General features: G+C 41.0%; 16 protein-coding genes. 14 read left to right on the top strand and 2 right to left on the bottom strand.

Annotated elements, in window-relative coordinates; translation table 11 throughout:
- Window positions 1-166 precede the first annotated feature (166 nt).
- The 3 genes from QZZ35_RS05490 (at window position 167) to QZZ35_RS05480 (ending at window position 1,947) form a co-directional block, all read left to right on the top strand.
- Window positions 167-865 (top strand): DUF3990 domain-containing protein, encoded by a 699-nt coding sequence (locus QZZ35_RS05490; protein WP_291236489.1) that lies wholly within the window; start codon window positions 167-169, stop codon window positions 863-865.
- Window positions 828-1,481 (top strand): helix-turn-helix domain-containing protein, encoded by a 654-nt coding sequence (locus QZZ35_RS05485; protein WP_291236488.1) that lies wholly within the window; start codon window positions 828-830, stop codon window positions 1,479-1,481. Before QZZ35_RS05490 ends, QZZ35_RS05485 begins: the two co-directional genes overlap by 38 nt.
- Window positions 1,482-1,557: 76 nt before the next feature.
- Window positions 1,558-1,947 carry a TfoX/Sxy family protein gene (locus tag QZZ35_RS05480; RefSeq protein ID WP_291236487.1) on the top strand — a complete coding sequence of 130 codons (390 nt, stop codon included), beginning with the start codon at window positions 1,558-1,560 and terminating at the stop codon, window positions 1,945-1,947.
- Between the two features lie 3 nt (window positions 1,948-1,950).
- Here the strand turns inward: QZZ35_RS05480 and QZZ35_RS05475 are convergent, their stop codons facing one another.
- Window positions 1,951-3,888 (bottom strand): ABC-F family ATP-binding cassette domain-containing protein, encoded by a 1,938-nt coding sequence (locus tag QZZ35_RS05475; RefSeq protein ID WP_291236486.1) that lies wholly within the window; start codon window positions 3,886-3,888, stop codon window positions 1,951-1,953.
- 200 nt (window positions 3,889-4,088) lie between these two features.
- On the opposite strand from QZZ35_RS05475, the gene QZZ35_RS05470 reads away from it, so the two are divergent.
- From QZZ35_RS05470 to xerD, 11 genes are all read left to right on the top strand, one after another.
- Complete coding sequence (locus QZZ35_RS05470; protein WP_291236485.1) at window positions 4,089-4,736, top strand: redox-sensing transcriptional repressor Rex; 648 nt, start codon at window positions 4,089-4,091, stop codon at window positions 4,734-4,736.
- 9 nt (window positions 4,737-4,745) lie between these two features.
- On the top strand, window positions 4,746-5,114 hold the full coding sequence (gene acpS, locus QZZ35_RS05465; protein ID WP_291236484.1) for a holo-ACP synthase: 369 nt from the start codon (window positions 4,746-4,748) through the stop codon (window positions 5,112-5,114).
- Window positions 5,111-6,613 carry an NAD(P)H-hydrate dehydratase gene (locus tag QZZ35_RS05460; protein WP_291236483.1) on the top strand — a complete coding sequence of 501 codons (1,503 nt, stop codon included), beginning with the start codon at window positions 5,111-5,113 and terminating at the stop codon, window positions 6,611-6,613. The genes acpS and QZZ35_RS05460 overlap by 4 nt, the downstream gene beginning before the upstream one ends.
- 36 nt (window positions 6,614-6,649) lie before the next feature.
- Window positions 6,650-7,825: an alanine racemase gene (alr, locus tag QZZ35_RS05455; RefSeq protein ID WP_291236490.1), complete on the top strand. Its 1,176-nt coding sequence runs from the start codon at window positions 6,650-6,652 to the stop codon at window positions 7,823-7,825.
- Between the two features lie 85 nt (window positions 7,826-7,910).
- The gene (locus QZZ35_RS05450; protein ID WP_291234755.1) at window positions 7,911-8,252 is read left to right on the top strand and encodes a type II toxin-antitoxin system PemK/MazF family toxin; all 342 of its coding nucleotides are present in this window, start codon (window positions 7,911-7,913) and stop codon (window positions 8,250-8,252) included.
- A gap of 32 nt (window positions 8,253-8,284) precedes the next feature.
- The gene (locus QZZ35_RS05445; RefSeq protein ID WP_291236482.1) at window positions 8,285-9,118 is read left to right on the top strand and encodes a hemolysin family protein; all 834 of its coding nucleotides are present in this window, start codon (window positions 8,285-8,287) and stop codon (window positions 9,116-9,118) included.
- An 85-nt stretch (window positions 9,119-9,203) separates the two neighbouring features.
- A complete protein-coding gene (locus QZZ35_RS05440; RefSeq protein WP_291236481.1) occupies window positions 9,204-9,932 on the top strand; it encodes a YebC/PmpR family DNA-binding transcriptional regulator in 729 nt (242 codons plus the stop codon).
- Window positions 9,933-10,008: 76 nt separating this feature from the next.
- Window positions 10,009-10,803 (top strand): pyrroline-5-carboxylate reductase, encoded by a 795-nt coding sequence (gene proC, locus QZZ35_RS05435; protein ID WP_291236480.1) that lies wholly within the window; start codon window positions 10,009-10,011, stop codon window positions 10,801-10,803.
- 14 nt (window positions 10,804-10,817) lie between these two features.
- Window positions 10,818-11,357, top strand: a complete 540-nt coding sequence (locus QZZ35_RS05430) for an NUDIX hydrolase (RefSeq protein ID WP_291236479.1) — start codon at window positions 10,818-10,820, stop codon at window positions 11,355-11,357.
- 137 nt (window positions 11,358-11,494) lie between these two features.
- Window positions 11,495-11,947 carry a hypothetical protein gene (locus QZZ35_RS05425; RefSeq protein WP_291236478.1) on the top strand — a complete coding sequence of 151 codons (453 nt, stop codon included), beginning with the start codon at window positions 11,495-11,497 and terminating at the stop codon, window positions 11,945-11,947.
- A 141-nt stretch (window positions 11,948-12,088) separates the two neighbouring features.
- The gene (gene xerD / locus QZZ35_RS05420) at window positions 12,089-12,973 is read left to right on the top strand and encodes a site-specific tyrosine recombinase XerD (RefSeq protein WP_291236477.1); all 885 of its coding nucleotides are present in this window, start codon (window positions 12,089-12,091) and stop codon (window positions 12,971-12,973) included.
- Window positions 12,974-13,006: 33 nt separating this feature from the next.
- On the opposite strand, the gene QZZ35_RS05415 is transcribed toward xerD, so the two are convergent.
- Complete coding sequence (locus tag QZZ35_RS05415; RefSeq protein ID WP_291236476.1) at window positions 13,007-14,041, bottom strand: 3-deoxy-7-phosphoheptulonate synthase; 1,035 nt, start codon at window positions 14,039-14,041, stop codon at window positions 13,007-13,009.
- Window positions 14,042-14,337 lie beyond the last annotated feature (296 nt).

Raw genomic sequence — 14,337 nt, 5'->3', positions numbered from 1 at the left:
ATGCCGTTGAAAGCTGGAAACTGACAGATGCGATCCATGTGGTTGAATAACAGGGGACAGGTTCCGCGACTCATTTTGAGTCGCGGAACCTGTCCTTTCTTGAAAAACTACTATTACAATGATATAATATAACCATATCGTTACAATGATAGTTAGGAGGCGCATCATGAGTAAAATCATATTGTTTCACGGTTCGGATCATGTCATAGAAAATCCAGATTTTCATCTTGGTAAAACAAACAATGATTATGGTCGAGGATTTTATTGTACCAGAGAATTGGCCATGGCTATGGAATGGGCGTGTAAACAAAATACAGATGGATTTGTAAATAAATATTCTCTTGAACAGGATTATTTAAATATTTTGAATTTATTAGATGGTGGTTATAATATTTTGCATTGGATGGCATTATTATTAAAAAACAGAACATTCCGCCTTTCGAATGAAATTGCTGTTGATGCCAGAAATTATATTATTGATAATTTCTCCATTGATTTAAAAGATTTTGATATTGTTATCGGTTATAGAGCGGATGACTCATATTTCTCTTTTGCAGAGTCTTTTGTACAGAACGGATTGTCGCTTCGCGGCTTGAATCAGGCACTTCGACTTGGTAAATTAGGTGAACAGACAGTATTAATCTCAGAAAGGGCATTTGAAAATCTGAAATTTGAAGGAGCAGAACTTGCCGACACAACAATATACTATCCGAAATTCATCAAAAGAGATTCCGGTGCCCGGGAAACCTATCGCAATAAAATTCGTAAAAGTCAATCTTATAAAGATGATATATTCGTTTTGGATATTCTCAGAGAGGAGATGAAAAATGATGATCCACGCATACAGCGAATTTTATATAAATGATGCAAAACAAAATTTAGCGGAACTCTTTGATTATGCAATCAATGTTTGCAAATTTGAACCAAATTTATTCTCAAAACTTTTTCTTCAATCAGGATATGCAGATATGTTTGAACGTGGGAATCCTGCTATTGTTGCCGGGATGTCGGGAATAGAATTAGCGAAAAAGGTCATTGGCTATGCTTATCCGAATTGGAAATTTTTAGACAAAATTTTTACTGAAGACCGTTCAAATGTATATTGGGCCGGCTGGGCTTTGGCTGAATATCAATGGGTGACATGCAAACGATTTAAAAATATTTTTTCCAGAATTACGCTTGTTGAAATTATAGCAATGTACAGTGTATATCATGAAATGGATATCGAACATTTCGTTGAAGACATGAATAAAAAATATGATTCCATAAATCAGGAAACACAATTGAAAAGGATTCGCGAGAATCGAGGAATATCACAAACGGAACTTTCAAAACTTTCCGGTGTGAATCTTCGTTCAATACAGATGTACGAACAAAAGGTAAATGATATTGATAAAGCACAGGCTGCAACGGTTTACAAACTTTCAAGAGTTCTTGGATGTACAATTGAGGATATATTGGAAAATCCAGAGTCGTATTAACATAATGGTAGAGAATATTGACAATAGCGTTGGGAGATGGGAATTAACAAATTCAATACACATAGTTGGATAACAAATGAAAAAATTTTTGCTAGCAGGGAAACCTGCTGTCTTTTTTTATAAGTATATAAATTTGAATATTAAGTCATTAACCAATGATCTTTCAAATATAGTGGCTCAGTTGTCTGGGTTAGAAGAAATTACTTATCGAACTATGATGGGAGAATATATTATTTATTATCGTGGCAAGATCGTAGGCGGCATCTATGATAATAGATTGCTTGTTAAGCCAGTAAAATCAGCAATTAGTTGTATACCGACAGCTCCGTATGAATTACCCTATAAAGGAGCAAAAAAGATGTTGCTGGTAGATGAAGTCGATGATAAGGAATTATTAGCAAGATTGTACATCATCAGGGACAGGTTCCTTGACTCTAATATTTGGAGTCAAGGAACCTGTCCCTGATGCTTAGTCACATAAATTTTCCCATTCTTCCATAAGTTCAAGTAGTTCTGTATCAAGATCTTCATGTTCTGCGTTGATCTCCATCAGGCGTTTCACATCTGTGGCAACGGATGGATCGGCCATAAGTTCGTCCAGCTCTGCAAGTCGGGTTTCAATTTCGTCAATGCGTTTTTCAACTTTTTTTATCTGATTCTGACGTTTCCTTTCTTTCGCCTGTTCTTCTTTCTGGCGAAGATAATCATCTTTTCCTACAGTTTTTTGAGGTGTCTCTGGAATCTGCTGTACACGTTCACTTGAAACCACCGGTTCAAATCCACCGGAGGAGTTGATGGAAGGAGAGTCTTTTTTCTCAATATAATCATCATAATTTCCCGGATAACTGTTAAGGCCGCCCTCTGTCAGGTTAAGAATCCGGGTGGCCGTCTGATTGATAAAATAACGGTCATGGGATACGTAAAGGACTGTTCCGGTATAATTTTGAAGTGCTTCTTCTAGAATCTCTCTGGACTGAATATCCAGGTGGTTTGTCGGCTCATCGAGGATGAGGAAATTGGCGTGGGAGAGCATGAGTTTTGCGAGAGAAACTCTGCCCCGCTCACCGCCGCTCAGCTCTTTAATGAGTTTAAAGACATCATCGCCGGTAAAAAGGAATGCTGCCAGAACATTACGGATGCGCGTGTTGTTCAGATTCGGATAGGCATCGGATATCTCATCAAAGATCGATTTATCATCATGGAGAACCTGATGTTCCTGATCATAGTAACCGATGTGAACTTTCGCACCGAGACGAAGATCACAGCGATCCGCCGGAACGAGCTGATTAATGATTTTGAGGATCGTTGTCTTTCCCGTACCGTTATCGCCGATAAGGGCCACACGCTCACCCCGTTTAATATCCATGGATACATTCTGGAACAGATACTCACCGTCATAACTTTTTGTCAGATTTTCAATGAATAAAACATCATTACCGCTGAGCGTATCCGGTTCAAGCATAATGCGCATTCCGTCACTCTCTTCAAGCGGTTTATCTACCCGTTCCATCTTATCCAGCATTTTTTCACGGCTTTCTGCCCGCTTAATGGATTTTTCCCGGTTAAAAGAACGAAGTTTTGTAATAACAGCTTCCTGATGAGCGATTTCCTGCTGCTGGTTCAGCCAGGCTTTTCGCTGCATGTCACGAAGCTGAGCCTTTTTTGCGGCATAGTCTGTATAATTTCCCTTAAATACAAGGCCCTGATGGTGGTCAATTTCGATAATTTTCGTTACAACTTTATCAAGAAAATACCGGTCATGAGCGACAATAATGACGGCTCCCTTATAATTCATCAAAAACGTTTCAAGCCAGGCGGTGGAATTCATGTCCAGATGGTTGGTCGGCTCATCGAGAAGAAGAATATCCGGTTTTGCGAGGAGAAGGCGTCCCAGGGCAACTCGGGTCTTTTGACCGCCGGAGAGGAGATGGACTTCTTTATTAAAATCTTCCTCGGCAAAGCCAAGACCTTTAAGAACACCGACGACCTCGCTTCGGTAAGCATAGCCGTTCTGATCTTCAAAGGACTGGCGCATCCGGGCATAACTTTTCAAAAGCTGGTCTAATTCTTCGCCTTTTGCATCTTTCATTGCATGTTCTGTTTCAGCCATCCGTTCTTCCAGCAAAATAACCTCTTTTTTTACGTCAAGAAGTTCTTCATAAATCGTTCGTTTTGAATCTCTGGAGTGGTGCTGGGCAAGATAACCGATCGTTTTCCCTTTGGCAAGGATGACCTCACCCGAATCCGGTGCCAGTTCATTCATAATAATTTTAAGCAGTGTGGATTTACCGGCACCATTTATTCCGATAATCGCTGCTTTTTCATATTCTTCAATATGAAAAGATATATCATCCAGTATCACATCTGTTCCAAATGCTTTGGAAATGTGATGACATGCAAGTATCATAAAAAATTCTCCTTTGTTACATAATTACATAAAATACCATAGTATATTTTAGCATACTAAAAAAAATGTGTAAACAACATAAAAAAAAGAAAGAGAGTTTGACAATTTTACAACAATCAGCTATAATAAAGAAGAAAATGAAAATGATTCTTATTTAATGAAAATATTTTCAAATTTGAGATATAGGTAAAGGTGACAATATGAAACAAAGGGAAATTTCTGCAGCGGTTATTCGTCGCTTGCCACGATATTACAGATATTTGGGAGAATTGCTTCAGAATGATGTTGTTCGTATCTCATCGAAGGAACTGAGCAACCGCATGAAGGTAACGGCATCTCAGATTCGACAGGATTTAAATAACTTTGGTGGTTTCGGACAACAGGGCTACGGTTATAATGTTGAATATCTGCACAGTGAGATTGGCAAGATTCTTGGTCTGGATGTCCAGCACAACATGATCATTATCGGTGCGGGTAATCTCGGCCAGGCTTTAGCTAATTATAATTTTGAAAAAGTCGGATACCATCTGATTGGTATATTTGATACAAATCCACGGTTAAAGGGTGTTTCTGTGCGCGGTATTGAAATTAAGATGATGGATGCGCTGGATGATTTTGTAAAAAATCATCAGGTGGATGTGGTAACGCTGACTGTACCGAAACGTCAGGCCGTCGAGATTGCACATCATCTCGAGAAGATCGGTATTAAAGCTATCTGGAATTTTGCACCGACAGATCTGAATCTTTCAGAGAGCGTATGTGTGAAGAATGTTCATTTGAATGAGAGTCTGATGACCCTTTCCTATGAATACAGAGCGATGCATGCCCATGACGATGAACAGAATTGAGTTTTTACAATGATTATAGGAATCGGAACGGATATAATTGAAATAGAACGTATCAAAAAAGCCTGCTCGAGGGAGGCTTTTTTGTTGCGTTCTTTTACGATGCCTGAAAGAGAATTCATTGCAGGGCGGGCAGAAAAAGCTGCCGGAAACTTTGCAGTAAAAGAAGCTGTATCAAAAGTAATGGGTACCGGCTTTCGCGGGATAAGTCTCAATGAGATTGAAGTGCTCAGGGATTCGCTTGGAAAACCTTATATCCGGCTTTATGGAAGAGCCGGCGAGAGAGCCCTGAATATGGGCATTGAAAAATGGCATGTGTCGATAAGCAATACAAAAACACTGGCAATAGCCTATGTGATCGGTGAAGGAGTGGAAAAATGAAAGCGGTTGTTACAGCAAAAGAGATGAAGATGATCGATACGTTTACAATACAGAACCTGGGAATTCCTTCCCTCGTTTTAATGGAGCGGGCTGCTTTGTCGATGGCGGACCATATGACCGCATGTCTTCCGCCGCAAACAAGGATTTTATGTATATGCGGTGCAGGCAATAATGGGGGTGACGGGGTGGCCCTGGCCCGTATTATGTATTGCAGAGGCTATGATTCAGCCATTTTTATGGCAGGCGATCCTGAAAAATGGACGGAGGAAACAAAAAAACAGATTCAGATAGCAAGAAATACAGGGGTACCTGAATATAATAGATTAGACATGGATGCATTTGATGTGCTTGTCGACGGGATTTTCGGCATTGGCCTTACAAGCCGGGTACGTCCGCCTTTCGATGAATGGATTGAAAAGATGAATGCCTGGAGAAGCGGCAAAAAGAATCGTCAGATATGGGCGGTCGATATTGCTTCCGGACTTTCTTCCGACACCGGACAGGTTCTCGGATGTGCTGTGAAAGCAGACGTGACTGTAACTTTCGGATATAAAAAAAGGGGTATGATTCTCTATCCGGGAAGAGATTACAGCGGCAGATGCTATGTGGAGGATATCGGTTTTCCACAAAAAGCCCTGGATATGAACCCGACAGAAGGCTTTACCTATGATGTACAAAATTTTGAACAACTGCCTGAGCGAAAAAATGATTCGAATAAAGGAAGTTATGGTAAAATACTAATTATTGCCGGGAGCAGAAATATGAGCGGAGCCGCCTATTTTTCCGCTTACGGTGCCTATGCTTCCGGAGCAGGGCTTGTAAAGATACTGACCTGTGAGGCCAACCGGATCATTCTCCAGTGTCAACTGCCGCAGGCCATGCTTTCTGTCTGGGAAGATATGACAGAAGATAGTTACAAGGAATTGACCGAATGGGCCGATGCGGTTGTGATCGGTCCGGGGATCGGAACTGACCCGGATATGGCAAAACGCATTGAAGCCATTCTCCCAATTATAAAATGTCCGCTTATTTTGGATGCTGACGGACTGAATCTTCTTTCTTCGCACAAAGAATGGTACAAAAAACTTCCGGAATCTGTTATAATAACACCACATATGGGTGAGATGTCCCGCCTGACAGGAATCCCGATCGATGTATTAAAAGACGATCGGGCACAAAAAGCGAAAGATTTTGCATGCGAACACAATCTCATCTGTGTGTTAAAAGACAGTTCAACGGTTGTCTCTGACGGAAAAAAGGTTTATTTTAATCAGACAGGCAATCATGGAATGGCCACCGGAGGTTCAGGCGATGTGCTTACCGGAATTATTGCCGCTATAGCATCGGTCGGCAAAGATACCTTTCATGCAGCCTGTGCAGGTGTATTTCTGCATGGCATGGGCGGGGATTGGGCCGCCGGAGCGCAGAGCAGCCGGGGAATGACCTGCGTAGACATTATTCACGGAATATGTCAAGTGATGAAAAAAATGGAAAACTAGAGAACCGAGGTTGAGGTTAAAGTGAATAAAAGTGAGATGGGCAGTATATACAGAATACATGCCCGAATTGATTTAGATGCTTTAAAATATAATGTTGACAGTATAAAAAAATGTAAATCAAATGATGCCCGTTTAATGGGCGTCATTAAGGCCGGTGCCTATGGCCACGGTTCGGATATGATCGCCCATGAGCTTGAAGACATGGGGTTTGACTGGTTCGCTGTGGCAACGGCAGACGAAGGCATTGAACTGAGAAATTGCGGCATCACAAAACCGATTCTTGTGCTGGGTTATTCTCATGCCTATCAGTATGATGAGATGATCCGCTTTAATATCACGCCAACGATATACAGCTATGAAATGGCACAGAATTTTAATCAGGCCGCACGTGAAGCCGGGATAACGGCAGATATCCATATCAAGATCGATACAGGGATGAGCCGGATCGGTTTTCTCACGGAAGAATCCAGTGTAGAAGTGATAAAAAAGATTCATTCTCTTCCAAATTTAAATATTCAGGGCATGTTTACCCATTTTGCCTGTGCGGATACGAGAGATCAGGAACATGTCCGTCACCAGATTGAAAAATTCCACTGGATGATCGGACGTATGAAGGAGGAAGGCATAACTGTCGAACTTCTTCACTGTTCCAACAGTGCGTCCATTATGACGCTTCCCTCCGAACATATGAATATGGTCCGTGCCGGAATTATTCTTTACGGATTATACCCGTCGGACGAAGTTGAAAAAGCGTGTCTGCCTTTAAAACCGGTCATGTCCATTCACAGTCATGTGATTCATTTGAAAGAAGTGGATGCGGGAGTGACCGTTGGGTACGGAGCAACCTACACGACGAAGGAAAGAACACGTATCGCAACGATTCCTGTGGGCTATGCAGATGGTTACCCGAGAGCCCTCTCCAACAAAGCATCCGTGCTTATCCGCGGAAAACGAGCACCGATCATCGGACGGGTATGTATGGATCAGTTCATGGTGGATGTCACTGACATTCCCAAGGCGTCATTGGGGGATGATGTTATCATTGTTGGCAGGGATCAGACGGAAAGTATATCTGTTGAAGAGCTGTCTGAAATGGCCGGGTCCTTTAATTATGAATTTGTATGTGATGTATCCTGGCGTGTACCCCGGGTATACTATAAAGATGGTGAACCGGTAAAAATCGTTAATAATCTGCGTCCGTCTAATAATTAACGGAAGAAACTAAAACTTCCTGATGAATATACTTAAGATAAATGGGAATAATTCATCTTAAAGATTTATCAGGAGTGTGAAATGTGTGGTTATTAAGCGTGGTGATATTTTTTATGCCGATTTGAGGCCGGTGGTCGGTTCAGAGCAGGGCGGTGTCCGTCCCGTGCTGATCATTCAGAATGACACCGGAAATAAGCACAGTCCAACCGTCATCTGTGCGGCGATCACATCACGAATGAACAAAGCAAAGCTTCCGACCCATGTGGAACTGGACGCCTCAAAATATCAGCTGGTGAAAGATTCGGTTATTTTACTGGAGCAGGTCCGGACGATTGATAAAAAGAGGCTGAAAGAAAAAGTGTGCCATCTGGATACGGAAATATTAAAAAAAGTAGATAAAGCCCTTAGTATCAGTCTTGAGCTCTAGGAGGATTTACAGATAAAGGAGAAGATATTAAAATGGATGAAGGGAATCCGTTCATAAAAAAATTTGAACGATGGTTAAGAAATGACAACGATGCGGATAAGCAGGAAGAAAAGATGGAAGAAGAAATTATCCAGATTGTCAGTGAGGGGCACGAGCAGGGGGCCATTGATGCCCAGGAAGCAAAAATGATCAGCAACATTATGGAGTTTGATGACAAAGTGGCGTCTGAAGTTATGACCCATCGAAAAAACATTGTGGCATTTGATGTCCATATGCCGCTGCGTCAGGTTGCAGTGTCTATGGCCGAGGGCCGTTATTCACGTTATCCGGTATATGAAAATGATGTGGATAATATTGTAGGTATTTTACATATCAAAGATGTGTTAAAATTTCTTCTTTCCTGCCCGGATGGACAGGATGTCCGGGAAGTTATGCGTCAGCCCTATTTCGTTCCGGAAACACAGAATATCAGCCATTTATTCCGTCAGATGAAGAATAATTCTCAGCATATGGCCATTGTGATCGATGAATACGGACAGACGGCAGGTGTTATTTCCATGGAAGATATTCTGGAAGAGATCGTTGGAAATATTCTGGATGAGTATGACATTGATGAGCATTTTATTCAGGAACTTGACGATCATACATATATAATGAAGGGATTAACCGAACTGTCAGAAGTGGAAGATGTGCTTGGGATCACCTTTGATGATGATTTTGATACACTGAACGGTTTTATTATTTCAAAACTGGAACATATTCCTTCGGAAGAAGAACACGCCAGTGTAGATTACCGGGGATATCATTTTCAGATCACCAGCATGGCCGATAATACGATTGAAACCCTTCATGTTACAAAAATATAAAAGAATCTTGCAAGAATGCTAAATGGATGATAGAATATTTAAATGACTTTGACTAAAAATTAATTAAAAGATAAGGAGTGTTATTATGTCAGGACATTCAAAGTTCGCCAACATAAAACATAAAAAAGAGAAAAATGATGCTGCAAAGGGTAAGATCTTTACAATTATCGGACGCGAGATCGCTGTTGCAGTTAAAGAAGGAGGAGCGGATCCGGCAAATAACAGCCGTCTTCGTGATGTCATTGCAAAAGCAAAAGCAAACAACATGCCAAATGATACAATCGAACGTGGTATCAAACGTGCCGCAGGCGACGCAAACTCCGTAAACTACGAAAATGTTACATATGAAGGATACGGACCAAGCGGTATCGCAATCATCGTTGAGACTCTGACAGACAATCGTAACCGTACAGCTTCCAACGTTCGTAACGCATTTACAAAGGGCGGCGGTTCCGTTGGTACGATGGGCTGCGTATCCTTTATGTTTGACAAAAAAGGGCTTATTATCGTTGATAAAGAAGAATGTGACATGGATGCAGATGATCTTATGATGATTGCTCTCGATGCAGGTGCAGAAGATTTTGCCGATGAAGAAGACAGCTTTGAGATCACAACTTCACCGGAAGATTTCAGTACAGTTCGTGAAAATCTTGAAAAAGAAGGCATTGCTATGGCTTCCGCCGAAGTAACAATGATTCCTCAGACATGGGGTACATTGACAAACGAAGATGATATTAAGAAGATGAACCGTATTCTGGATTTATTAGACGATGATGACGATGTTCAGAATGTATATCATAACTGGGATGAATAATTGATAACAATGAAAGGGCATTTGAATATTTCAAGTGCCCTTTTGTTATGACATAAACGCATAAGGAGTGAAATAAATGAAAACATTTGGTTTTATCGGAATGGGAAATATGGGTCAGGCTATGTTAAAAGGATGTCTCAATGTTTTTTTGCCGGATCAGCTGATATTTACCGCTTTATATGAAAAAGACTGCCAGAGTGTATCTGAAAAAACAGGGGTTTCCTATGTAATGGATACCAATCTCTGTGCAGAATCCGTTAAATATATTGTACTCGCGATCAAACCACAGGTGTATCCTGAAATTCTTGAAAAACTTTCAGGAAAGATCCGGGAAGATCAGATTGTTATTTCCATTGCACCAAGCTATTCTATAGATAAGGTGAAAGAGGGACTCGGTTCGAAGGTGCGCGTCGTCCGTGCCATGCCGAATACACCGGCAATGGTCGGCGAGGGCATGAGCGGCGTCTGCTTTTCAGACGATGATTATACAGATGAGGAGCGTATGTGTATCCGCAGTTTCTTTGAATCCTTTGGAAAAATGGAAGAAGTTCCGGAACACCTGATCAATGCCGTCACGGTAGCCAGCGGAAGTTCTCCGGCTTTTGTCTATATGTTTATTGAGGCACTGGCAGACAGTACAGTGAAATACGGAATGCCGAGAGATAAAGCTTATACTTTTGCAGCCCAGGCTGTTCTCGGTTCTGCAAAAATGGTGCTTGAAACAGGCGAGCATCCGGGAAAACTCAAAGATAATGTATGTTCACCTGGCGGTACAACGATTGAAGGCGTTGCCGTATTGGAAGAAAAAGGGCTTCGCAGTGCTGTCATTGAAGCTGCGTCAGCCGTGTTTGATAAATGCAGCCGTATGTAGTGGAGGAAAAGAAAATGGATGAATATAAACGTTTGAAAAGAGAATTAATGTATCATGGGGTTCTTGTAGATTTTTATCAGGATACGATGCGCATTCCGGGCGGACATGAAGTAAAATGGGATCTTATTTCACACAAAGGAGCGGCTGCTGTCGTGGCAGTAAAAGATGACGGAACCTTATTTATGGTGCGTCAGTACAGAAATCCGCTCGGACGAATGACACTGGAGATTCCGGCCGGTGGGCTCGATTCCAGAGAGGAACCTCCGATCGCGTGTGCAAAAAGAGAACTGGAAGAGGAAACCGGATATAAAGCAGGAAAAATTGAACATTTAATTGATATTTTTACAACTGTCGCTTTTTGCGATGAAAAAATTTCAATTTATGTTGCAACAGACCTGATACCTTCGAAGCAGAATCTGGATGAGGATGAGTTTATCAATGTAGAATCCTACAAAATAGAAGATCTCATCCAGATGATCTATGACGGAAAAATTCAGGACAGTAAAACGGTTTCCGGTCTGATGACCTATTATCATAAATATTGCTGTAAATAAAATCATATATTGTTTTATATAACAATTCGGGAGATGGTTTTATTTTTAAGGACAGGTATCGAAGAAGAAGTCAGGTTCTCTTTCTCCTCGCCGGAGTTATACTTGGAACACTTCTTTTAAATGTAACGCTGGAATTTTTGGGAGACGGTCTGTTCGAACAGATGAGGCAGTATCATTATATTCTGGAACATCAGACCCAACCTTCTCTGTGGCTTTTTTTCCGGATCTGCATCTATCGCATCGGCACAGCACTGATCATTATGGCATGTATAAAGCTGACAGATAATTATTATATATTGTATCCTGTCATTTTCTTTATGGGAATTTCTTTTGGCTATACTTTATCCTTATTGTTTTTAGTTTACGGGTTTGCAGGCCTGATCTGTATGGCCGCCTATCTTTTTCCCCAGTACCTGATCTACATTCCTCTTTTTGTCGGCGTGCTGGACCGGGTTTCCATACAGATGGACAAAGCCTTTCCGGGAGATTTTCGACGCGATGTTTTAATTTTTTTGATCTTGTGCATCGGCTGTTTTCTGGAAAGCTTTATAAATCCGATCTTTCTAAAATTTGTCCTTAACCATATATAGTTATTGATATCTTTTAGACAAACAGTATCTTGTGTTATATTACAAACCCTGAAAAATGTGTAATATTTTTGTAAAAAACCTTTGATTTTCTTGCATTTTATGGATATAATGAGGATATTAATCGGCAAATGGGGTTGTAATATGTGTGAGATGTTAGAAAAGTTTGTGATTTACCTGACAGACGAAAAAAAGTCCTCAATGAATACGGTATTATCCTATCATAGAGATTTAATTAAATTTAATAAATTTATGGAAGATTATGGCGTTAGCGATGTTGCTAAAATGACTTCGACGAATCTGAATTCCTATGTATTATACATGGAACGGGCCAAATTTGCCACATCGACAATTTCACGAAATATTGCTGCATTAAAAGCATATTTTGGTTTTTTGTACAGGGAAGGATGGATCTGTTCCAATCCGTCGATTTCTCTGAAAGCACCAAAGATTGAAAAGAAGGTTCCGGAGATCCTCACCACAGAGGAAGTGGACAGACTTCTGAATCAGCCGCTCATGGATACCAATAAAGGCATTCGTGACAGAGCAATGCTGGAACTTTTATATGCAACAGGTATCCGCGTAACGGAACTTGTTTCCCTGGAGCTTAAAGACGTGAATTTGAACAGAGGTTATATTCATTGTCGGGATGAGAACCATGAGCGTATCATTCCTTTTGGCACAATTGCAAAAAGTGTTTTAAAAGATTATCTGAAAAAAGTCCGCCCATCTATGGTAACAGATGAAAAGGAAACCGTTTTGTTTACAAACTGTAACGGCACACCGATGAGCCGTCAGGGCTTTTGGAAGTTGTTGAAAAAATATGCACAAAGTGCAGGGATTCAATCGGACATTACACCGCACACACTCCGACATTCCTTTGCGGCCCACATGGTTGCAAACGGGGCAGATCTTCGATCGGTACAGGAGATGCTTGGTCATTCGGATATTTCAACCACACAGATCTATGCGAAGATGAATAATCAAAGAATGAAAGATGTTTATGCAAAAGCCCATCCTAGGGCATGAAAAAAGCCGATCTTTTGGTCGGCTTTCTTTTATTTAGCAAAATTCTGCAATCTCATATAATAATCTTTCGGAATCTTCCCATCCAAGACAAGGGTCTGTGATGGACTGACCGTAAACATGTGGCTGACATCCGATCTTCTGAGCACCTTCAACAAGATAGCTCTCGATCATGACACCTTTGACAAGGTTATGGATCTCACTGGAAAGAGAACGGCTGTGAAGCACTTCCTGAACGATACGGATCTGTTCTTTAAAGTGTTTATCTGAGTTGGAATGATTGGCATCCACAATAGTAGCCGGGAATTTCAAATTACGTTCACCGTACATATTATACAGTTTCATCAAATCTTCATAATGATAGTTCGGACGGGAACGGCTGTATTTATTGACGGATCCGCGAAGGATTGTATGTGCGTAAGGATTACCTTCAGTATTCACATCCCAGCCGCGGTAAATAAAGTTGTGTGCGGCCTGAGCGGCAACAACAGAGTTCAGCATAACGGAGAAATCACCGCTTGTTGGATTCTTCATACCTGCAGGTACATCAAAACCGCTGGTTACAAGACGATGCTGCTGGTCTTCAACAGAACGGGCACCGATGGCAACGTAGGAGAGGATGTCTGCCAGATACCAGTAATTCTCCGGATAAAGCATCTCATCAGCAATCGGCATACCATATGTTTCAAGTGCATGCATATGCATCTTTCGGATAGCAATGATTCCCTGAAGAAGATCCGGTGCTTTCTCAGGATCCGGCTGATGAAGCATCCCTTTATAGCCTTCACCGGTTGTACGCGGTTTATTTGTATAAATACGAGGGACAATGATCACCTTGTCTTTAATCTTTTCCTGGACTCTTGTCAAACGTTCGATATATTCACATACAGATTCTTCATTATCTGCAGAACACGGTCCGATAATGGCAAGAAACTTGTCAGATTTTCCGGTAATAACGTCAATAAGCTCCTGATCCAACCCACGTTTTTTTTCAGCAAGTGCGGGACTTACAGGATAAAGTTCTTTAATTTCCTTTGGAACAGGCAATTTCTTTTTGAATTCAAAGCTCATGTTTATGTTCTCCTTATGGTGTTTTTATAGTATTTCCGGATTTTTCAGCATTGCATGCTTGCAAAATCCGGATACTTTATTTTGATAATATATGTTGACCAATGAGCCAAACATCGATTTTTACGTGCCTGCGCACTCTCAAAATCGATGAAATCATTCAGAATCCGCTTCTTTTTCTTTCAGAAAAATAGCTGCTTCTTCATGATTTAGCGGTCCCCATAGACACAAAATCGAATGTAAACATTTGATTTTGTGTCCATTTGTCCCTTGGCTCATATTATAATACAATGCTTTTT

This window comes from Frisingicoccus sp. (assembly GCA_016298055.1).
GTDB lineage: Bacteria > Bacillota > Clostridia > Lachnospirales > Lachnospiraceae > Frisingicoccus.
This window is presented reverse-complemented; position numbering and strand designations above follow the sequence as displayed.